The sequence below is a fragment of the Oceanimonas smirnovii ATCC BAA-899 genome, from assembly GCF_000381965.1.
GTDB lineage: Bacteria > Pseudomonadota > Gammaproteobacteria > Enterobacterales > Aeromonadaceae > Oceanimonas > Oceanimonas smirnovii.
Genome location: NZ_KB908459.1, coordinates 161,479 through 181,194, shown reverse-complemented (window position 1 = coordinate 181,194; position 19,716 = coordinate 161,479). Strand labels below are relative to the sequence as shown.

23 protein-coding genes are annotated in these 19,716 nt (G+C 57.1%); 7 read left to right on the top strand and 16 right to left on the bottom strand.

Annotated features, from left to right (window positions below):
• Positions 1–69: 69 nt before the first annotated feature.
• Positions 70–285 carry a 50S ribosomal protein L31 gene (gene rpmE, locus G364_RS0108945; protein WP_019934806.1) on the bottom strand — a complete coding sequence of 72 codons (216 nt, stop codon included), beginning with the start codon at positions 283–285 and terminating at the stop codon, positions 70–72.
• A 140-nt stretch (positions 286–425) separates the two neighbouring features.
• On the opposite strand from rpmE, the gene priA reads away from it, so the two are divergent.
• Entirely contained in the window at positions 426–2,621 is a 2,196-nt protein-coding gene (gene priA / locus G364_RS0108940) for a primosomal protein N' (RefSeq protein ID WP_026344806.1), read from the top strand.
• Positions 2,622–2,629: 8 nt separating this feature from the next.
• Here priA and G364_RS16465 read toward each other — a convergent pair whose 3' ends face one another.
• Positions 2,630–3,223 carry an LON peptidase substrate-binding domain-containing protein gene (locus G364_RS16465; protein ID WP_019934804.1) on the bottom strand — a complete coding sequence of 198 codons (594 nt, stop codon included), beginning with the start codon at positions 3,221–3,223 and terminating at the stop codon, positions 2,630–2,632.
• 199 nt (positions 3,224–3,422) lie between these two features.
• Here G364_RS16465 and argS point away from each other — a divergent pair, with 199 nt between their 5' ends.
• The 5 genes from argS (at position 3,423) to rraA (ending at position 8,391) form a co-directional block, all read left to right on the top strand.
• On the top strand, positions 3,423–5,177 hold the full coding sequence (gene argS / locus G364_RS0108930; RefSeq protein WP_019934803.1) for an arginine--tRNA ligase: 1,755 nt from the start codon (positions 3,423–3,425) through the stop codon (positions 5,175–5,177).
• 3 nt (positions 5,178–5,180) lie between these two features.
• Complete coding sequence (locus G364_RS0108925) at positions 5,181–5,774, top strand: SPOR domain-containing protein (protein ID WP_019934802.1); 594 nt, start codon at positions 5,181–5,183, stop codon at positions 5,772–5,774.
• 149 nt (positions 5,775–5,923) lie between these two features.
• A complete protein-coding gene (hslV, locus tag G364_RS0108920) occupies positions 5,924–6,454 on the top strand; it encodes an ATP-dependent protease subunit HslV (protein WP_026344805.1) in 531 nt (176 codons plus the stop codon).
• A gap of 25 nt (positions 6,455–6,479) precedes the next feature.
• Positions 6,480–7,808, top strand: a complete 1,329-nt coding sequence (gene hslU / locus G364_RS0108915; RefSeq protein ID WP_019934800.1) for an ATP-dependent protease ATPase subunit HslU — start codon at positions 6,480–6,482, stop codon at positions 7,806–7,808.
• Positions 7,809–7,905: 97 nt separating this feature from the next.
• Complete coding sequence (rraA, locus tag G364_RS0108910) at positions 7,906–8,391, top strand: ribonuclease E activity regulator RraA (RefSeq protein ID WP_019934799.1); 486 nt, start codon at positions 7,906–7,908, stop codon at positions 8,389–8,391.
• A gap of 60 nt (positions 8,392–8,451) precedes the next feature.
• On the opposite strand, the gene G364_RS0108905 is transcribed toward rraA, so the two are convergent.
• The 11 genes from G364_RS0108905 to G364_RS0108855 form a co-directional block, all read right to left on the bottom strand.
• Positions 8,452–8,661 (bottom strand): cell division protein ZapB, encoded by a 210-nt coding sequence (locus tag G364_RS0108905; protein ID WP_019934798.1) that lies wholly within the window; start codon positions 8,659–8,661, stop codon positions 8,452–8,454.
• Between the two features lie 131 nt (positions 8,662–8,792).
• A complete protein-coding gene (gene cysE / locus G364_RS0108900) occupies positions 8,793–9,575 on the bottom strand; it encodes a serine O-acetyltransferase (protein ID WP_019934797.1) in 783 nt (260 codons plus the stop codon).
• A 29-nt stretch (positions 9,576–9,604) separates the two neighbouring features.
• On the bottom strand, positions 9,605–10,504 hold the full coding sequence (gene fieF / locus G364_RS0108895; protein ID WP_019934796.1) for a cation efflux pump FieF: 900 nt from the start codon (positions 10,502–10,504) through the stop codon (positions 9,605–9,607).
• A 78-nt stretch (positions 10,505–10,582) separates the two neighbouring features.
• Positions 10,583–10,822: a hypothetical protein gene (locus tag G364_RS0108890; protein WP_245541403.1), complete on the bottom strand. Its 240-nt coding sequence runs from the start codon at positions 10,820–10,822 to the stop codon at positions 10,583–10,585.
• Between the two features lie 149 nt (positions 10,823–10,971).
• Positions 10,972–11,448: a tRNA (cytidine(34)-2'-O)-methyltransferase gene (locus tag G364_RS0108885; RefSeq protein WP_019934794.1), complete on the bottom strand. Its 477-nt coding sequence runs from the start codon at positions 11,446–11,448 to the stop codon at positions 10,972–10,974.
• Between the two features lie 3 nt (positions 11,449–11,451).
• Positions 11,452–12,813: an MATE family efflux transporter DinF gene (dinF, locus tag G364_RS0108880; protein ID WP_019934793.1), complete on the bottom strand. Its 1,362-nt coding sequence runs from the start codon at positions 12,811–12,813 to the stop codon at positions 11,452–11,454.
• Positions 12,814–12,840: 27 nt separating this feature from the next.
• Positions 12,841–13,488 carry an SCO family protein gene (locus G364_RS0108875; protein ID WP_019934792.1) on the bottom strand — a complete coding sequence of 216 codons (648 nt, stop codon included), beginning with the start codon at positions 13,486–13,488 and terminating at the stop codon, positions 12,841–12,843.
• Positions 13,481–14,377, bottom strand: a complete 897-nt coding sequence (cyoE, locus tag G364_RS0108870; protein WP_019934791.1) for a heme o synthase — start codon at positions 14,375–14,377, stop codon at positions 13,481–13,483. Before cyoE ends, G364_RS0108875 begins: the two co-directional genes overlap by 8 nt.
• On the bottom strand, positions 14,314–15,345 hold the full coding sequence (locus tag G364_RS0108865) for a COX15/CtaA family protein (RefSeq protein WP_019934790.1): 1,032 nt from the start codon (positions 15,343–15,345) through the stop codon (positions 14,314–14,316). The genes cyoE and G364_RS0108865 overlap by 64 nt, the downstream gene beginning before the upstream one ends.
• 9 nt (positions 15,346–15,354) lie before the next feature.
• Positions 15,355–15,789: a hypothetical protein gene (locus G364_RS0108860; RefSeq protein ID WP_245541402.1), complete on the bottom strand. Its 435-nt coding sequence runs from the start codon at positions 15,787–15,789 to the stop codon at positions 15,355–15,357.
• The gene (locus G364_RS0108855) at positions 15,776–16,465 is read right to left on the bottom strand and encodes an SURF1 family protein (RefSeq protein ID WP_425411221.1); all 690 of its coding nucleotides are present in this window, start codon (positions 16,463–16,465) and stop codon (positions 15,776–15,778) included. The genes G364_RS0108860 and G364_RS0108855 overlap by 14 nt, the downstream gene beginning before the upstream one ends.
• A 21-nt stretch (positions 16,466–16,486) precedes the next feature.
• Here G364_RS0108855 and G364_RS17200 point away from each other — a divergent pair, with 21 nt between their 5' ends.
• Complete coding sequence (locus G364_RS17200; RefSeq protein WP_040614565.1) at positions 16,487–16,693, top strand: DUF2909 family protein; 207 nt, start codon at positions 16,487–16,489, stop codon at positions 16,691–16,693.
• A 16-nt stretch (positions 16,694–16,709) separates the two neighbouring features.
• Here G364_RS17200 and G364_RS0108845 read toward each other — a convergent pair whose 3' ends face one another.
• Genes G364_RS0108845 through ctaD form a run of 3 tightly spaced genes read right to left on the bottom strand, consistent with a single transcriptional unit; the run spans position 16,710 to position 19,706 of the window.
• Positions 16,710–17,582 (bottom strand): cytochrome c oxidase subunit 3, encoded by an 873-nt coding sequence (locus G364_RS0108845; RefSeq protein ID WP_245541401.1) that lies wholly within the window; start codon positions 17,580–17,582, stop codon positions 16,710–16,712.
• Positions 17,560–18,111 (bottom strand): cytochrome c oxidase assembly protein, encoded by a 552-nt coding sequence (locus G364_RS16460; RefSeq protein ID WP_019934785.1) that lies wholly within the window; start codon positions 18,109–18,111, stop codon positions 17,560–17,562. The genes G364_RS0108845 and G364_RS16460 overlap by 23 nt, the downstream gene beginning before the upstream one ends.
• Positions 18,111–19,706, bottom strand: coding sequence for a cytochrome c oxidase subunit I (gene ctaD, locus G364_RS0108835; RefSeq protein WP_019934784.1), 1,596 nt, complete (start codon positions 19,704–19,706; stop codon positions 18,111–18,113). Before ctaD ends, G364_RS16460 begins: the two co-directional genes overlap by 1 nt.
• Between the last annotated feature and the right edge of the window lie 10 nt (positions 19,707–19,716).

The following is a 19,716-nucleotide window of genomic DNA, read 5'->3' as shown; positions in this document are numbered from 1 at the left end:
GGGCTACAAGGCAAATAACAGGCAACAAAAAAGCGCCCGCAGGCGCTTTTTTGAGACCGGTGCAGCAACTTATTTTTTGCTGCCCAGCACGCCGAAACGCTTGTTGAAGCGATCAACACGGCCGCCGGTATCAAGAATTTTCTGCTTGCCGGTAAAGAAGGGGTGGCAAGAGGAGCAAACGTCCAGGTTCAGATCATGGCCCAGGGTGGAGCGGGTCTTGATCTCATTACCACAAGAACATTTGGCAACAATTTCTTTGTATTCCGGGTGGATACCTTGTTTCATGGACAACCTCTGTCAGTAGGCCGTGTCGCTATCTGATCCTGAGCCAGACACCACACGAGAGTTACACGTTTTGTGAAGGGTGCGAATAATATAGGATCGCCTTTTTTCAGGCAAGGAAAATGCGGATGAAAAAATCAGCAATGTCACCTTCGGCACAACAGGCTCTGATTCGGGTGGTACTGCCCGTCCCCCTGCGCCGGGAGTTCGATTATCTGTGTTCGCAGCCTTTGCCCGAAGCAGGTTGCCGGGTACGCGTGCCTTTTGGTAATCGCACTCTGGTGGGTCTGGTGCTGAGTCATCCGCAAACCACGGAACTGGATCCGGCCCGCATTAAGCCGGTAACCGCTGTTATCGACAACACGCCTGTACTGAATGAGGCAGACCGCAAACTGCTGGCCTGGGCGACACAATATTACCTGCACCCGCCGGGAGAAGTGTATTTTCAGGCCCTGCCTACCCTGCTGCGCAAAGGTGAAGAGGCCGGTTACCGGCCGGTGGAAAGCTGGCATGCACTGGAAGGCGATAACAGCAGCCTGAACCGGGCAACAAAACAGCGTGAAGCTTATGAGCTGCTGCAACACACTCCCATGACGCCGGGTGAGCTGGGAGCCAGGGGGGTCACTTCTGCAACGCTTAATGCCCTGGCCAAAAAAGGGCTGGCCGAAAAGCGGGAGAGCCTGCCCGCCCGCACCCACTGGCGCGGCAAGGTCACCATTAATGAAGACGCCAAACCCAGGCTGACCACAGAGCAGGCGCTGGCGGTGAGCGTGCTGCAGCAGGCGAACCGTTTCAGCCCCTTTTTGCTGGAAGGCATTACCGGCTCAGGCAAGACCGAAGTCTACCTGCAGGCCATGGAACCGGTATTAAAAGCAGGCAAACAGGTATTGGTCATGGTGCCGGAAATCGGCCTAACGCCCCAGACCATAGCCCGCTTTCAGCGCCGGTTTCCGCTGCCGGTATGCACCCTGCACTCGGCCATGAACGAGCGGGAACGGCTCGACGCCTGGCTGGCCTGCCAGGATGGCAGTGCCGCCATTGTGATTGGTACCCGCTCCGCATTGCTGACGCCCTTTGACCAGCTTGGCCTGATTATTATCGATGAAGAGCACGACAGCTCTTTCAAACAACAGGACGGCTTTCGCTATCATGCACGGGATCTGGCGCTGTTGCGCGCTCATCAGCTGAATATTCCCATTCTGCTGGGTTCGGCCACGCCCAGTTTTGAAAGTCTGCACAATGCCGCTGCCGGCAAATACCAGCTGCTTACTCTCAGCCAGCGGCCGGGTACCGCCACTGTGGCCGAGCATTTGCTGCTGGACAGCCGCCATGTACAGCTGGAGGCCGGGCTGTCGCCCCAGCTGCAGCAGCTGATGGCGGAAGAGCTCGGCAAAGGCAATCAGGTCATGCTGTTTCTTAACCGCCGAGGCTATGCGCCTGTGCTGCTGTGCCACGACTGCGGCTGGCTGGCAGACTGCGAGCGCTGCGATGCTCATTACACCTGGCACAAAAACGGCAACCGGCTGCACTGCCATCATTGCGATCATCAGCGCCCTCGTCCGCCCCAGTGCCCGCAATGTGGCAGCAGCAAGCTGGTGGGCACCGGCCTGGGCACCGAGCAGGTGGAGCAGGCGCTGGCAATGCTGTTTCCTCAGTACAACGTCATTCGTATCGACCGGGACAACACGCGCCGCAAGGGCAGCTTTGAGCAGCACCTGGAAGGCATTCGCGCCGGCAAATACCAGATTTTGCTTGGCACGCAAATGCTGGCTAAAGGACACCACTTTCCCGATGTGACCCTGGTGGCCATGCTGGATGTGGACGGTGCCCTGTTTGCCGGTGATTTTCGTGCCGCCGAGCGTCTGGCTCAGCTGTATATTCAGGTGGCCGGCCGCGCCGGCCGTGCCAGCAAACCGGGCCGGGTGGTGCTGCAGACCCATCATCCGGATCATGCCCTGCTGCAGGATCTGGCCAATCAGGGATACCGGCACTTTGCCCACACCGCGCTGGAAGAGCGCCGTCAGGCCGGACTGCCGCCCTACAGCTATCAGGCACTGTTTCGCTGCCAGGCCACTCAGGGCGAGGCCTGCCGGGAGTTCCTGGTACCGCTGGCTCAACAGCTGGCCCCGGCCCTGCCCGCCTCCGTGCTGTGTCTGGGGCCTTTCAGTGCGCGCATGGAGCGCAAGGCCGGCCAGTACCGTTATCAGATGCTGCTGCAGGCAAACAGCCGGCGGGAGCTGGCCAGCGCCTGCCGCCATGCACTGGCCATTGCCGACAGCCTGCCGGCAGCACGCAAGGTAAGGTGGTCACTGGATATTGATCCGCAGGAGCTGTGGTGAGGCCGGGCTCAGTGCTGCTGATCGGGCCGCGCGTCGTCGGGGCGGATCATGGATAACAGAAAGGTCAGCGCCCGGTGGCAGCTGGGCTCCCCCATCAGCATTTGAATATAATCATTCTTGATAGGCAGCACTTCCAGCCAGCGCTGAGTGAGCCAGGCGGCATCCTGCCAGCGCGGCTCGGGGTGCAGCGCGGCCAGTTCAGGATATTCCTCAAACACTTCCTGCAGTTTGTCGGACAAAATCTGCTCTACCGGCGACAATGCACAGGAGCGCCAGTTATCCAGCAATTCTACCTCAGCCTGCAACAGACCATCCTGCTCCTCTGCCAGCTCGCGAATGCGAAAGCGCTCTGTGGCTTCTACGGTAATACCCAGCATGCCGTCTTCAAGCGTATAAAAGTCCACGATTTTTACCCTGGCACCCAGCATATACAGGTCGCCCTTTCCGGTTTCGTCCGCATCTTCAAGCATGCCGATGCCAAAGCCGCGATCGTCCTTTTCTGCCTCAGCAATCATGCGTACATATCTGGGCTCAAAAATCCGCAGGGGCACTCTGCCTTCGGGTAATAAGTGCAGGGTAAGAGGAAGTAATGCCAGTTTCATGGACGACTCCTTGGTTACTTACCGGAATATAAAGCAGTAAACACCTTTTTTCTTGTCTCTAAAATGACCTGTGCATGAAATACCGGCTTTCACTCAAACGCCTGTCGCCCCGGCAAGGTAGTTTTTGAAGCCGGTTATGAGTAGAATTTACGCCCCTCGGGTTTTGCTCGACCTTGTCTCAAACTTTGGTGAACTGATAATGAAAGAACATATTCAAGCGCTGCTTGAGCAGACGGTCTCTACTCTCAAACAACAGGGCAAGCTGCCTGCCGAGCTGGAGCCACGCATCCAGGTAGACCGCACCAAAGACAAGGCCCATGGCGATCTGGCCACCAACCTGGCGCTGTTGCTGGCCAAACCGGCCAAACAGAACCCCCGCGCCCTGGCCCAGCTGCTGGTCGACAACCTGCCCGCTTCAGAGCTGGTCGCCAAAACCGAGCTGGCCGGCCCCGGCTTTATCAATTTCTTTCTCGACAGCAACTGGCTGGCTGGCCAGATAGACGCCATGGTGGCTGATGAACGTGCCAATGTGCCCGCCGCCGAGCAGCCGCAAACCGTGGTGGTGGATTACTCAGCCCCCAACGTGGCCAAGGAAATGCACGTGGGCCATCTGCGCTCTACCATTATCGGTGACGCCGTGGTGCGCACTCTGGAATTTCTTGGCCATAAAGTGATTCGCGCCAATCACATTGGTGACTGGGGCACCCAGTTCGGCATGCTGATTGCCTATCTGGAAAAGCTGGAGCAGGAAAACCCGGACGTGCTGTCTTCCGGTCTGTCTGATCTGGAGCAATTTTACCGGGAATCCAAACAGCAATATGACAACGATGCTGACTTTGCCGAGCGCGCCCGCAACTATGTGGTGAAGCTGCAGGGTGGCGATGAATACTGCCTGAACATGTGGCAGAAGCTGGTAGACGTGACCCTGAAGCACAACCAGGAAGTATACGACCGCCTGGGTGTATCATTGACCCCCGCCAATGTGATGGGCGAAAGCATGTATAACCCCATGCTCAACGACATTGTTGCCGATCTGCAGCAACAAGGCCTGGCGGTGGAAGACGAAGGTGCTCTGGTGGTGTACCTCGACGAGTACAAGAACAAAGACGGCGACCCCATGGGCGTGATAGTACGCAAGAAGGACGGCGGTTTCCTTTACACCACCACCGACATTGCCTGTGCCAAGTACCGCTATGAGCAGCTGGGTGCCGATCGTGCCCTGTATTTTATCGACTCCCGTCAGCACCAGCATCTGATGCAGGCCTGGACCATAGTGCGCAAGGCCGGCTACATTCCCGATTCCATGAGCCTGGAGCATCACGCTTTTGGCATGATGCTGGGCAAGGACGGTCGTCCGTTCAAGACCCGCTCCGGCGGCACCATCAAGCTGGTAGATTTGCTGGATGAGGCAGAAGAGCGCGCCGCCGCCCTGCTGGAGCAGAAAAACACCGATCTCAGCGCCGAAGAAAAAGCTCAGGTTGCCAGCCGGGTGGCCATGGCGGCGGTGAAATATGCCGATCTGTCCAAGAGCCGCACCACCGACTACATCTTTGACTGGGACAACATGCTGTCGTTTGAGGGCAATACCGCTCCCTACCTGCAATATGCCTACACCCGGGTGCAGTCCATCTTCCGCAAGGCCGGCGTCAGTGCCGATGCGCTGACCGGTAACGTCATCATTGACGCTCCGGCAGAAGAAGCTCTGGCCCAGAAGCTGGTGCAGTTCAACGATACCGTCAGGTCGGTGGCCGACAAGGGCATGCCACATCTGCTGTGCCTCTACCTGTACGAGCTGTCCGGTGCCTTTATGAGCTTCTACGAAGCCTGCCCCATCAATAAGGAGGGCGTGCCGGCCGAGGCGCGGGCCAGCCGTCTGCGCCTGTGCGCCGCCACCGCCAAGGTACTGCAACAGGGTCTGTCCCTGCTGGGCATCGATACTCTGGAGCGGATGTAAGCCATGGCCAGGGATTATGTTCGCCGCAGCCCGCCCAAGAAAAAGGGCGGTAATAGCAAGCGCACCGGCAACAGCCGTGGTCGTGCGCCAGAGCGCAGTATTCCCTGGCTGGCCATTATATTTGCTCTGATATTGCTGGGGGGAATGGGCTACATCATTTTTCTGATTAAAGGCTCTGCCGGCACCTCACCGTCAGCCACGCCGGCTGCCACTCAGCAACCACCGCAGGCTCCGGCCAAAAAGGTGGATCCCATCGATCAAAAACCAGTAGAAAAATGGCGCTACATAGAGCAACTGGAAAACAAGGAAATCGTGGTCAGCCCGGCCAAACCCGCAGAAGCACGTAAAAAGCCCGAAGCGGCACCAGACAAAATCTATTACATGCAGTGCGGATCATTCCGCTCTTCTGCTCAGGCTGAGCAGCTCAAGGCCCGCATTGCCTTTCAGGGTCTCAGCTCGGAAGTCAAACGCAGCGAGGGCAGCAATGGTGTCTGGTACCGGGTGGTGATGGGTCCCTATGAGAGCAAGCGCAAGGCCGACCAGGCCAAGCATAAAATGAGCAGCATCAACACCGGTTGCATACTGTTGCAGGGCTAATCATAGTCGCGGTCTCGCAGCGACCTGCCTGAAACAACTTCAACCCAAGAGTGCGCCTGCAGGGTTGAAGTTTTTCCTGCCCGCCCCCATCTTCGTGAACATGACATTCTCGCCGGTCCGGCCGGCAACACCGTCAAGTGAGGTTCACAGTGACAACAATCGTTTCAGTTCGCCGTAACGGCAAGGTAGTTATCGGTGGCGACGGCCAGGTTTCTCTTGGTAATACCGTAATGAAAGGCAACGCCCGCAAGGTACACCGGCTGCACAACGGCAAGGTACTGGCCGGTTTTGCCGGTGGCACCGCCGACGCCTTTACCCTGCTGGAACGCTTTGAGGCCAAGCTGCAGGCTCACCAGGGCAATCTGGAGCGTGCTGCCGTGGCATTGGCCAAAGACTGGCGGACCGACCGCGCTCTGCGCCGGCTGGAAGCCCTGCTGGCGGTCGCTGACGACAAGCACTCCTTTATCATTACCGGTAACGGCGACGTGGTACAGCCCGAGCAGGATCTGATCGCTATCGGCTCCGGCGGTCCCTACGCTCAGTCGGCGGCACGCGCCCTGCTGGAAAATACCGATATGGATGCCCGGGACATAGTGGAAAAAGCACTCACCATTGCCGGCGATGTGTGCGTGTACACCAACGGTAACCAGACTATTGAAGAACTCGACTACGGCCAGTAACGGTCCATTGCAACAGGATTGAATTATGTCTGAAATGACCCCGAGAGAAATTGTTCACGAGCTGGACCGTTTTATTGTTGGCCAGAGTGAAGCCAAACGCGCCGTAGCCATTGCCCTGCGCAACCGCTGGCGTCGTATGCAGCTTGAGCCCGAACTGCGCCAGGAAGTGACTCCCAAAAACATTCTGATGATAGGCCCTACCGGCGTGGGCAAAACCGAAATTGCCCGCCGTCTGGCTAAACTGGCCAATGCGCCCTTTATCAAGGTAGAAGCGACCAAGTTCACCGAAGTTGGCTATGTAGGTAAAGAAGTAGACTCTATTATTCGCGATCTGACCGATATCGCCATGAAGATGGTGCGCGAACAACAGGTAGAAAAACACCGCCATCGTGCCGAAGAAGCGGCCGAGGAACGGGTGCTTGATGCCCTGCTGCCCAACCCCCGCAACACCTGGGGTGAAGAAGAAAAGGCCGACAACAGCGGCAGCCGCCAGCTGTTCCGCAAAAAACTGCGGGAAGGCCAGCTCGATGACAAGGAAATCGAAATCAATGTAGCTGCACCGCAGATGGGTGTGGAGATCATGGCTCCTCCCGGCATGGAAGAAATGACCAACCAGCTGCAGGGCATGTTCCAGAATCTGGCAGGCAACACCAGCAAACAGCGCAAAATGAAGATAAAAGAAGCCTTCAAGCTGCTGGTGGAAGAAGAAGCCGCCAAGCTGGTGAATCCGGAAGAGCTGAAAGAGCAGGCCATTCATGCAGTGGAAAACCACGGCATCGTCTTTATCGATGAGTTCGACAAAATCTGTAAACGTGGCGAAAGCTCGGGCCCGGATGTATCCCGCGAAGGCGTACAGCGCGATTTACTGCCACTGATTGAAGGCAGCAGCGTGAACACCAAGCACGGTATGGTACGTACTGACCACATGCTGTTTATCGCTTCCGGTGCCTTTCAGGTTGCCCGCCCGTCGGATTTGATCCCCGAGCTGCAGGGCCGTCTGCCCATTCGGGTTGAGCTGAGCTCACTCACCGCAGAAGACTTTGAACGTATTCTTACCGAGCCCAGTGCTTCACTCACCGAGCAGTACAAGGCACTGCTGGCCACCGAAAATGTAAACGTCGAATTCACCGACGATGGCATTCGTCGTCTGGCTGACGCCGCCTGGCGGGTGAACGAAACCACCGAAAATATCGGTGCCCGCCGGCTGCATACCGTGATGGAACGCCTGCTGGATGAGCTTTCATTTGAAGCTTCAGACAAATCCGGTGAAACCATTACCGTAGATGCGGACTATGTAGATCGTTATTTGAAGAATCTGGTGGAAGACGAAGATCTGAGCCGCTTTATTCTCTGATATCTGCTGTTTACGGGAGCGGTCACATCATTGTGATTGAAAACCGCTCCCGCCTCTTTATACTGAGGTTATCTTGTCTTCAGGCGTGGCAGAATCCATGGAATACAATACCTCTGAACTGTGTGATACCTACATTGATATGGTCGATGTGGTTGAACCCATGTTTTCCACTTTTGGCGGACGTAACTCTTTTGGCGGTCTGGTGTCGACCGTCAAATGCTTTGAGTCTAACGGTTTAATCCTTGAGACAGTAAAGCAGAACGGTGTGGGCCGTGTATTGCTGATCGACGGTGGCGGCTCGCTGCGTCGTGCATTGATCGATGCGGACATTGCTGAAACAGCAGCAGAAAATGGCTGGGAAGGGATTGTCTGCTATGGCTGCGTACGTGAGGTGGATGCGCTGGAAGAAACCGATATCGGCATTCAGGCACTGGCGTCCATTCCGGTGAGCTCCGACGATAACAACATGGGTGAGCTGGATGTGCCGGTCAACTTTGGCGGCGTGACCTTTTTACCGGAAGATCATCTCTACGCCGACACCACAGGTATTATTCTCTCGCCGGAAGCCCTCGATATCGAGTAATACTGTTCTGATGATAAAACGCCGGCTTTAAGCCGGCGTTTTTACAAAAAACAGCGGTGATCAGACGCTTTCTTCTACCTGGTCAATTTTGCCCAGCAGTGCCTGCAGGCGCTCTTGCCAGGCTTGCTGCTGCTGACGCAGCTGCTGGTTTTCGTCGCCCAGCTTGCCGTTCTGCTCTTTCAGCTCGTCCACTTCCATCTGCAGCAAAGAAATGGTATCCACCGCCGTCTGGATTTTGGCTTCCAGCTTTTCCAGTACATCAAAAGACATGTTCTAACCCCTGTAATTCACGTTTACCGGCCATCGGGCCACACACCGTCGAGCATACCTTGGCCTCAGGATGACAACAAGATGCCATATGAAGCACAAGCGCAATTGGCGCAAAAATCTGCCTGTTGGCGTCAGATATTCTGACTCATATCAAAAGAAGGCTTGTCTGAACCGGGCCGGCCTACCACCCTGGCCGGCACACCGGCTACCGTGGTGTGAGCAGGAACCGGATCCAGCACTACACTGCCGGCACCAATTTTGGCCCCTTTACCCACTTCAATATTGCCCAGAATTTTAGCACCGGCACCAATCATGACCCCTTCACGGATCTTGGGATGGCGATCGCCGCCTTCCTTACCGGTGCCACCCAGAGTCACACTCTGCAAAATGGACACATCGTCTTCTATTACTGCTGTCTCTCCCACCACTATGCCGGTGGCATGGTCAAACATAATACCCTTGCCGATGCGTGCTGCCGGATGTACATCCACGCCAAATACCACTGAAATCTGATTCTGCAGGTAGGTGGCCAGCGCGCGGCGATGATGATGCCACAGCCAGTTGGCTACCCGGTAGCCCTGCAGGGCGTGAAAACCTTTCAGATACAACAACGGGGTAGAAAACAAATCCACTGCCGGATCCCGCTCCTGTACTGCACAAATATCGGCGGCTATCGTATCCAGAATGGCAGGCTCTTCATCCAGTGCTCCCTCGATAATTTCCCGCAGACAAATAGCTGGCATCACGTTGCTGTCCAGCTTGTTGGCCAGAATAAAACTCAGGGAGCATTTAAGGGTATCGTGGTTCAGAATGGTGGAGTGAAAAAAGCTGCCCAGCATGGGCTCTTCCGCGATCATGCGCTGAGCTTCTTCACGAATACGCAACCAGGTTCTGGATTGAATGCCGTCTTCCATGGGTAAAACCTTGTTTTTAAAATGTATGTTCACTCGCTTTCGAGCCGCTTGTCGAAAGGTACTACCGAAACAGGATCCATGTGGATAATGATATCGGCGTCAGGAAACAGCTCACGCAACGCTTGCTCGGCGATGTCGGCAATGCGGTGAGCATGTACCAGAGGAAGCTGATCATCAAGCTCCAGGTGAAGCTGAATAAATCGGGTCGGGCCAGAACGCCGGGTGCGCAGATCATGTAGCCCCCGCACTCCTTTCACTGCCAGACAGCATTCCATAATGCGCTTTTGCTCTTCATCGGGCAACCGTCTGTCGAGCAACATTTGCGCGGAATCATAGCCAATTTTCAAGGCACCATACAAAATATGGCCGCCAATCAGCACGGCAAACAATCCGTCGGCCCAGTGCCAGCCCAGCCAGGACAATACAATGGCCGCCAACACAGCCACATTTAGTAAAATATCAGAACGATAGTGCAGCTGGTCTGCCTTGATGGCCACCGACTGAGTCCGTTTAATCACATACTGCTGAAAGCTGATCAGCGCCAGGGTCAGCACCAGCGAAAATACCATCACCCAGATACCGGCTTGCGGCCGCTCCACCACCTGAGTATTCAGTAACCGGGAAATACCATTAATAATCAGAAATACTGCCGAGCCACTGATAAAAGCAGACTGGGCAAGACCCGCCAGCGACTCTGCCTTGCCATGACCAAAACGGTGATCTTCATCTGCAGGAACAAGAGCATAGCGAATGGCCATCAGGTTCACCAGAGAAGCACTGATATCCAGCAATGAATCGGTAAGAGAAGCCAGCATGCTGGCGGAGCCGGTATAAAACCAGGCTCCCAGCTTGGCAATAATTAAAAGTCCGGCAACCAGGGTAGCCGCTATGGCTGCCGTGGTTACCAGACGGGAATAAGTCTGAGTCATGAGCCGGCTGATAAATAGATTTGAGCTATTATAACGCCGGCTGGATTATCGTCAGGCGTTTTCGACTAAAGTGCGATATCAGGCGAGATCACACATCAGCTCTTCCAGTTCATCACGACTGTCTTCCATCAGATGATACAGCTCAAAGGCATCATGGGCCGACAGTGACAGACACACCGGTGCGCCGGCCACGTCTTCACAAATAACCACCATGCCCTGCTCGCCCCGGCAAAACTGCACATGGTCAAAATCCACAATAAAGTGTTGCTGCCGTTCAGCTACCTCCACTTCCAGCTCACCACCGGGGTGCAATATCATAGTGGCTTTCGCTGAATGAGTATCTGTCAGAACATAACTGCACTTTTTACTCAACATCACCTTTATCCTCCACTGGTTGCCGGTGCCTGCGACCAAGTGTAGGCCAGAGCGCTCAATAAATAACCAGCGAGTATAAATATTATTTCTGGTTACTGCCCGCCACCCACTGCGCCGGCAAACCCCTGCTGCCGCCAGGCCTCATAGCTGATCACCGCCACCGCGTTGGACAGGTTAAGACTGCGGCTGCCGGGCTGCATGGGAATGCGAATACGGTATTCCGGCGACATACCCGCTAACACCTCATCGGGCAGGCCCCGGGTCTCGGGGCCAAACAGCAGCACATCACCGGGCTGATAGCTTGCCTCATGATGATGGCGGCTGCCCTTGGTGGTGCAGGCAAAAATGCGCCGGCCAGCCATGGCCTGCACAAAGGCGGCATAGTCTTTGTGCAGGGTGATTTGGCCATAATCGGTGTAATCCAGCCCGGCCCGGCGCAGTCGTTTCTCATCCAGGCTGAATCCCAACGGCTCTATCAGATGTAGCCGGCAGCCGTTATTGCGCACCAGGCGCATAATATTGCCGGTATTGGGTGCAATCTCCGGCTCATACAAAGCAATGTCAAACATGTATTATCTCTTTGCGGGCAGCCCGTCGGGCACAAAAGCGCGGCGCTGGTCCAGTTGCCACCAGGCCCAGCCCAGGGTCAGACCCCGGGCTGCCATAAAACACAACATGGCCAGCCAGAGGGCATGATTGCCCAGGCTCTGACTCAGCCACCACACCGGAAAGAATACCCCCAAAGTAGACACCAGCATCATATTGCGCATGGCCCGGCCCTGAGTGGCTCCAATAAAAATACCGTCCAGCACAAAGCACCAGCAGGACACCAGCGGCATGGCCACCAGCCAGGGCAGAAAGCCATAGGCCTGTTGTTGTACCGACTCAATGCTGGTGATTTGCCCAACCAGCGGCTTGCCCGCCAGCCAGAACACCAGGGTAAACAGCACCGCCACAAGCAGGCCCCAGAACAGATTAAGGCCGCAGGCCAGCCGAAAGTGCCGCCGGCTGCCCCGGCCAATGGCCTTGCCCACCATGGCTTCGGCGGCGTAGGCAAAACCGTCCATGCCGTAGGAGATAAACATCAGAAAATTCATCAGCACCGCATTGGCGGCCACCACCGCATCGCCCAGCCGGGCACCCTGAAAGGTCATAAACACAAAGGTCAGCTGCAGGCAAAGCGCACGAATAAAGATATCCCGGTTCAGCCCCAGCAACCGGCGAAAGGCATCAATACTCAGAGCGTTTTGCCAAAAGCCCGGAGCCGGCACTGTGTCGCGACGCTTGAGGGTGCGCCACACCAGCCAGGCACCCAGTGCCATGGCGGCATAGTCCGCCAGCACAGAGGCGGCAGCGGCTCCTTTGACCTGCCAGCCCAGCCCCACCACAAACCAGATATCCAGTACTATATTGGCCCCGTTACCGAGGATCAGCAGCCACATGGGCGCTCTGGCATTCTGATTGCCCAGCAGCCAGCCCAGCAGCACCAGGTTGGTGAGCGCCGCCGGCGCGCTCCAGATGCGCACACTCACATATTGCCGGCCATAGGTTTCTACCTCGGCGCTGGCACCCGCCAGCCGGAACGCCAGCTCGATAATGGGAACCTGCAACAACAATAACGCCAATGCCAGCCCCCAGGCCAGCACCAGGGCACGCACCAGCACGCCCAGCAGCTCCTGCTCCCGGCGGGCACCAAAGGCCTGAGCGGTCAGCCCGGTGGTAGACATGCGCAGAAAGCCCAGCAGAAAAAACAGCAGGCTGATAATGGCCGCACCCACGGCCACGCCACCCAGATAATACGGCTGCTCCAGATGGCCGATAACCAGGGTATCAACCAGCCCCAGCAACGGTACGGTAATATTGGACAGCACCATGGGCATGGCCAGGGCAAACACCTGGCCATGCCGGCGGGCATTCAGAAAAGAAGTCGTCAAGAAAAGCTCGTTATTACGCAGTAAAAATCAGTCGTGCCAGCGTTTTACAATACGCTCAAAGTCCTGCAGCAGCAGCTGGCCATCCACCAGCGGAATGCCGCTGCCTTCATCAAATACCGGCCGGAACGAGGCATGCAGCTCGCCGTTGGGGTTAACCAGAGACACAGAGGCGGAGTGATCCACCAGATAGTCTTGTTCGCCACGCTCGTGCACGCCATAAATCAACCCCAGCTGCTGTACCGCCGGCATCAGCTTATCGTGTTCGGCAGTGGCAGCGATAAATGCCGAATTAAAATGGGCGGTATAGGCTTTGAGTCGCTCCGGCGTATCCCGCTCGGGATCCGCCGACACAAACACCACCTGAGCCTTGTCACTTAATTGCATCAGCTCGGGGTAGATGCGGGACAGATCCGACAGGGTAGTCGGGCAGATATCCGGACAAAAGGTATAGCCCACAAACACCAGGCTCCAGTGATCCTGCAACTCTGCTTCGGTAAAAGGCTGACCTTCGGCGTCGGTAAGCGCAATATTGCTCAGGGGCCGGGGCTCGGGGTATACCACTACGGCTTCTGTCAGGGTATTGGCCCGGTTGTTATACCAGGCAATGCCGCTCAGCGTGCCTGCCACCAGCAGGGTCAGCGCCAGTAACCAAATCAGCTTGTTTGTGTTAGCCATAGTCTATCCAGTGATCCGCCAGAATAAGAACAAACAGCCACATCAGGTGACTGATTGAAAAGCGGAAACATTGTAATGCGGTTTGCGGCCCGGGTCTAAACTTGAGCCGCCAGGCCCACTGCATAAAGCGCAGATTCAGCACCAGCGAACCCAGCAGATAGGCCGGCCCCGACATGCCCACCACCCAGGGCAGCAGACATACCAGGGTCAGCAGCAGGGTATAGAGCAGCACACAGGTTTTGGTGAACTCAATGCCGTGAGTGACCGGCAACATGGGAATATCGGCCTTGGCATAATCGTCCCGCCGGTGAATGGCCAGGGCCCAGAAGTGCGGCGGCGTCCAGGTAAAGATAATCATCACCAGCAACAACGCATAACCGTGAAACTCACCACTGACCGCCGTCCAGCCCAGCAGCGGCGGCATGGCACCTGCCAGACCGCCAATCACAATATTTTGCGGCGTGGCCCGCTTCAGCCAGACCGTATACACCACCGCATAACCCAGTAAGGAGGCCAGGGTCAGCCAGGCGGTGAGCGCATTAACAAACAACAGTAATATGGTCAGACCGGTGGCCGAGAGCGCCAGCGCAAACGCCAGTGCCCTGGGCGTGGCTACCCTGCCTTGCGCCACTGGTCTGTGATGAGTGCGCGCCATTTTAATGTCGATGCGCCGGTCCAGCACATGATTAATCGCCGCCGCGCCGCCCGCCATCAGACCAATGCCTGCCGTTGCCGCCACCAGCGTCTGCACCGACGGCAGCACCTCGGTCAGAAACATGCCCACCACGGCGGTCAGCAAAATAAGCGCCACCACCTTGGGTTTGGTCAGTGCGAAATAGTCCTGCCAGATGTGTGACCGGCTGGTGAAAATTGCCAGGCTTCTTGCCATTTTTCCTCCCCAAAGCGCCCCAGGCGCTCTCCCGTTCCGGTTAAAATCAACAGCAATACGGCAGCACCGCCGTTATGAGCCACCGCTACCCACAACGGCAGGTGCAGTACCACATTGGCCACGCCCAGCGCCAGCTGCAGCAGCACCATCAGCCCCAGCGCCAGCCCCCAGAGGCGCAAGCCGGGATGACGACCAAGCTGCCGGGCAAGGGCCAGCAACAGCACGGCGGTGACCATGGCCCACAGCCGGTGAGCGGCATGAATGGTGGCCCGCTCCGGCTGGCTGAGCACGCCATACTGGTAGGTTTCTGCGGGCATGCCATGAGGATGAAAGGCACTCCACTGCCACTGGCTCAGCCAGTCGCCCTGACATACCGGCAGCTCGGTGCAGGCCAGAGCGGCATAGTTGGCCGCCGTCCAGCCACCAAGGGCAATCTGCAGCACCAGCGCCGCCAGCGCCAGCCGGAACAATCTGCTCACGCCCTGCATCTTTGGCTGGGGTCCCTTGTACGCTCCCTGCCGGCACCATAGCCAGAACAACAGTGCCAGTATGGTAAAGCCGCCCAGCAAATGCCCCATCACCACAAAGGGCATTAAATTCAGGGTCACCGTCAGCATGCCCAGGGTCGCCTGCCCCAACACCAGCGCCAGCAACAAAAAGGCGGGCAGCCGGTAACGGCGGTTGGCAGGTCTGAGCGACACCAGCGCCATCACTAAAATGGTCAGCCCCAGAGTGCCGGCGGCATAGCGGTGGATCATTTCATTGCGCGCCTTGGTCACTTCCAGCGGCGCATCGGGAAAGCGCTCGGCGGCCAGGGCATGTTCACCGGCACTGGCGGGTACATAATTAAAGCCGTAGCAGCCGGGCCAGTCGGGGCAGCCCAGGCCGGCATCGGTGAGCCGGGTAAAGGCTCCCAGCAGCACCACCACCAGGGTCAGCACAAAGGCAAAGCCACATAATGCACGCATGCAGCCTCCTTATCCGGCCCGGGAATATTTCAGCAGGCGGCGCAGGTCTTCCAGCAGTGCCTTGCCGGTATGGCGGTTCTGTTCTGCGCTCTTGTCCATGGGGTAGCGCATCACCAGCAACCCCGGCGGATCGGCAATATAGACAAAGCCAGCCTCCAGCAATTCATCAGCGGGCTGCTCGGTCACCATCACCCTGCCCTCGTTGCGGCCCAGCGCCAGATCCAGATTATGCAGCATGCTTTTGGCCGGTGCGCAGTAGTCACAGGGCTCGTCGGTTACCAGCACCAGCCGCCACTGGCCGGCGGCACTGATGTTGCCTTTAACCCATTCACCATGGCCGGTTACGCCGGGCGTAAACCAGCCTTTGGCCAGCACCAGCCAGGCCAGCAGCGGAGGAAGTAAAAACACGGCCACCAGGGCCAATACCGGTTTATGTTTCATCATAAGGCCTCCGATACCACCATATTGCCGCCAGCCAGATGGCTGCGGTCATGGCAAACCATTGCACCGCATAGCCAAGGTGTTTTTCCGGCCCCATCACCACCGGCTGCCACTGGCCGGCGTTCATATCGGTTTTCAGCACCATGGGCAGTACCGGCTGACCCCAGTGTGCAGCCAGTAACTCAGGGGCCAGGCTGACTACCCGACGGGAATCTGTATTGGGTTCATTACCAAAACTCAGCGGAGGCTGCCAGGGACGTACCAGCACACCGCTGAGCTGCACCGGGCCATCATCAAGGGCGGGAGTAACAGGCAATTGGCCACGATCGGCACTGGCCGGCCACCAGCCGGTGTCTACCGCCAGCAGCCCCAGTGCGGTTTGCAGCGGCATAATGCGGCGATAGCCGGGCCGGCCGTTTTCAATCTGGTTATCCAGAAACAGCTCGCCGCCGGCGAGAAACACACCACTGGCCTGCAGCTCATAACCAAAGGGCTGCTCCATGGTCATGGCTTCTTTCAGCTCCAGCCGAATGCCGCTGCGCTGCTGCCACTGCTCCAGCAGCACGCGCTTTTCATCGGCCCGGGACAGCTGCCAGATGCCCATGAATACCATCAGCCCGGAGATGGCTGCGGTTAATACCAGTAATCCGCCGCGTTTTCCTATACTCAAGGCACACATCCTTTTGTTACGCCCGTATATATGCTTCTTAAACTACTGATAATATTATTGTTGTTATTAATGATCGGTAACCTGATGCTGGGCCTGAAAGCCATGCTCAGCCACCGGGATCCGGCGCTGATGGCCCGCTACATCGGCCGCCGGCTCTGGTGTGCCGGGCTTGTCCTGCTGCTGCTGATCATCGCGCTGGCCACCGGTGTGCTGAGCACCAAGCCAACGCCATTTTAAGTGCCGTTTGAAACACTTATAAAATATAGACAAAGACAAACAGACACAGCCAGACCACATCCACAAAATGCCAGTACCAGCTGCTGGCCTGAAAGCCGAAATGCTGGGCCGGCGTAAAATGCCCCTTGTTGACCCTGAGCCACATAATAAACAGCATTATGGTGCCCAGGGTGACGTGAGCACCGTGAAAACCGGTCAGCAGAAAAAAGGTATTGCCATAAATGCCCGAGTCGAGCCGCAGCCCCAGATCCTGATAGGCATGCACGTATTCCCACACCTGCAGGCCGAGAAACAGCCCCCCCAGCACCACAGTGGCACCCAGCCAGGCCTTGAGCCGGCTACGTTGCTGCTGCAGCAGCGCCAGGTGCGCCGCATGCACGGTGACCGATGAGGTCAGCAGTATCATGGTGTTGATCAGCGGCAGCCCCAGCCAGCCCATGGCGGTGGTTTCCATGCCGCCGGGGGTGGTCAGCAAGGGCCATACCGGCTGAAAGTCGGGCCACAGCACCTGGTGGGTCATGGCATTGTTGCCGGCCCCGCCCAGCCAGGGCACGGACAATACACGGGCGTAGAAGAGCGCACCAAAAAAGGCACCAAAGAACATGATTTCCGAGAAAATAAACCAGGTCATACCCTGGCGAAAGGATCTGTCCATCTGCTCGCTGTAGAGGCCCTGATGAGACTCGCTGATCACATTGGAGAACCAGCCGAACAGCATGATGGTCATCACCAGGGTACCGGCGGCAAACACCACAGGGCCGGCAATGCCCCACAAACCTGCCGACCAAAGCCCGGCCCCGGCCGCCAGCAGAAACAAACCCACAGCGCCGGTCAGCGGCCAGGGACTTTGCGCCGGTACATAATATTTATCCGTTTTGACCGCCATCATTGCCTCCTTGCGCAGCCACCTGCTCACTGATGTCGTAAAGGGTGTAGGACAGAGTAAACACCTCTATGTCGGCAGGCAGGGCTTCATCCACATAAAAGGTCATGGGCATTACCGCAGTTGCCCGGCCGTCCAGCGGTTGCTCCTGAAAGCAAAAGCACTCTGTCTTGCGCAGATAGGCTGCTGCCCGCCCCGGCGACACCGACGGAATGGCCCGCAACACCTGACCGCTGACACCCGGGTTGGTGACGGTAAAGTCCACCCTGTGCATCTCTCCCGGGTGCACACTCAGGCGCTGCACCGAAGGCGTAAACTCCCCTCTCAGGCCGGCACTCTGGTAGGTAATAAATTCCACCGTTATCTGTCTGTGCTCATTTACACCCTGTGCCGCCACCGCGGCGGTATTGTCGGTTTTACCGTTAAGCCCAGTAATGTCACAAAAAACGTCATAGAGCGGCACCAGCGCAAAACCAAAGCCAAACATGGCCACGGCCAGAAGCCCCAGTTGTCCGGCTTTTTTAGCAATGCTCATTATTTCACCTCGGGGGGCGTATCAAAGGTGTGATAGGGCGCCGGTGACGGCACTGTCCATTCCAGCCCTTCAGCACCCTCCCAGGGGCTGGCCTCAGCCTTGGCACCACCGCGAATACATTTGATCACCACCGCCAGCAGCAACAGCTGCGACAGACCAAAAGCAAAGCCCCCTATGCTGACCAGGGCGTTAATATCGGCAAACTGCAGCGAGTAGTCGGGAATACGCCGAGGCATGCCGCCCAACCCCAGAAAATGCATGGGAAAGAACAACACATTCACCGACACCACTGAGCACCAGAAATGCCACTTGGCCAGGCATTCATCAAACATATGACCGGTCCATTTGGGCAGCCAGTAATACACCGCCGCCAGCACCGAAAAAATGGCCCCGGTTACCAGCACATAGTGAAAATGCGCCACCACAAAATAGGTATCGTGATACTGAAAGTCCGCCGGTGTAATGGCCAGCATCAGGCCGCTGAAGCCACCGATGGTAAACAGCACAATAAAGGCCAGGGCAAACAGCATGGGCACTTCAAAACTGATGGAGCCCCGCCACATGGTGGCCACCCAGTTGAACACCTTGACCCCGGTGGGCACCGAGATCAGCATGGTGCAGTACATAAAGAACAGCTCCGCCGCCACCGGCATGCCCACGGTAAACATATGGTGGGCCCACACCAGAAAACTGAGGCCGGCAATGGAGGCGGTGGCATACACCATGGAGGCATAACCGAACAGCCGCTTGCGGCTGAAGGCGGGAATGATGGCCGAGATAATGCCAAAGCTCGGCAATATCATGATGTAGACCTCGGGGTGACCAAAGAACCAGAAAATATGCTGAAACATCACAGGATCCCCGCCCCCGGCGGCTTCAAAGAAACTGGTGCCGAAGTATTTGTCGGTCAGCACCATGGTGGCGGCCCCCGCCAGCACCGGCATCACCGCAATCAGCAGAAAGGCGGTAATAAACCAGGTCCAGCAGAACATGGGCAGCTTCATCCAGGTCATGCCCGGCGCACGCAGGTTCCAGATGGTCACAATGACGTTAATGGCCCCCATAATGGAACTGATGCCCATAATATGAATGGCAAACACAAACAGCGCTGTGCTGTCGGGGCCATAGGTGGTAGACAGGGGCGCGTAGAAGGTCCAGCCGAAGTTGGGGCCGCCGCCGGGCACAAACAGGGAGCCCAGCATCAGCACAAAGGCAAAGGGCAGAATCCAGAAGCTCCAGTTGTTCATGCGCGGCAGTGCCATGTCGGGCGCGCCTATCATCATGGGAATCATCCAGTTGGCCAGCCCCACAAAAGACGGCATGACGGCACCGAAGATCATCACCAGGCCATGCATGGTGGTCATCTGGTTAAAGAAGTTGGGCTCCACCAGCTGCAGCCCGGGCTGAAACAACTCGGCCCGGATTACCATGGCCATGGCCCCGCCCACAAAGAACATGGCCAGGCTGAACAGCAGATACATGGTGCCAATGTCTTTGTGATTGGTGGTAAACAGCCAGCGGCCTATGCCCCTGACGGGGCCATGATGATGTTCATCTCCGGTGAGGTGAATGTCGGCGGTTTCCGTGCGATCCATCTGTGCCATG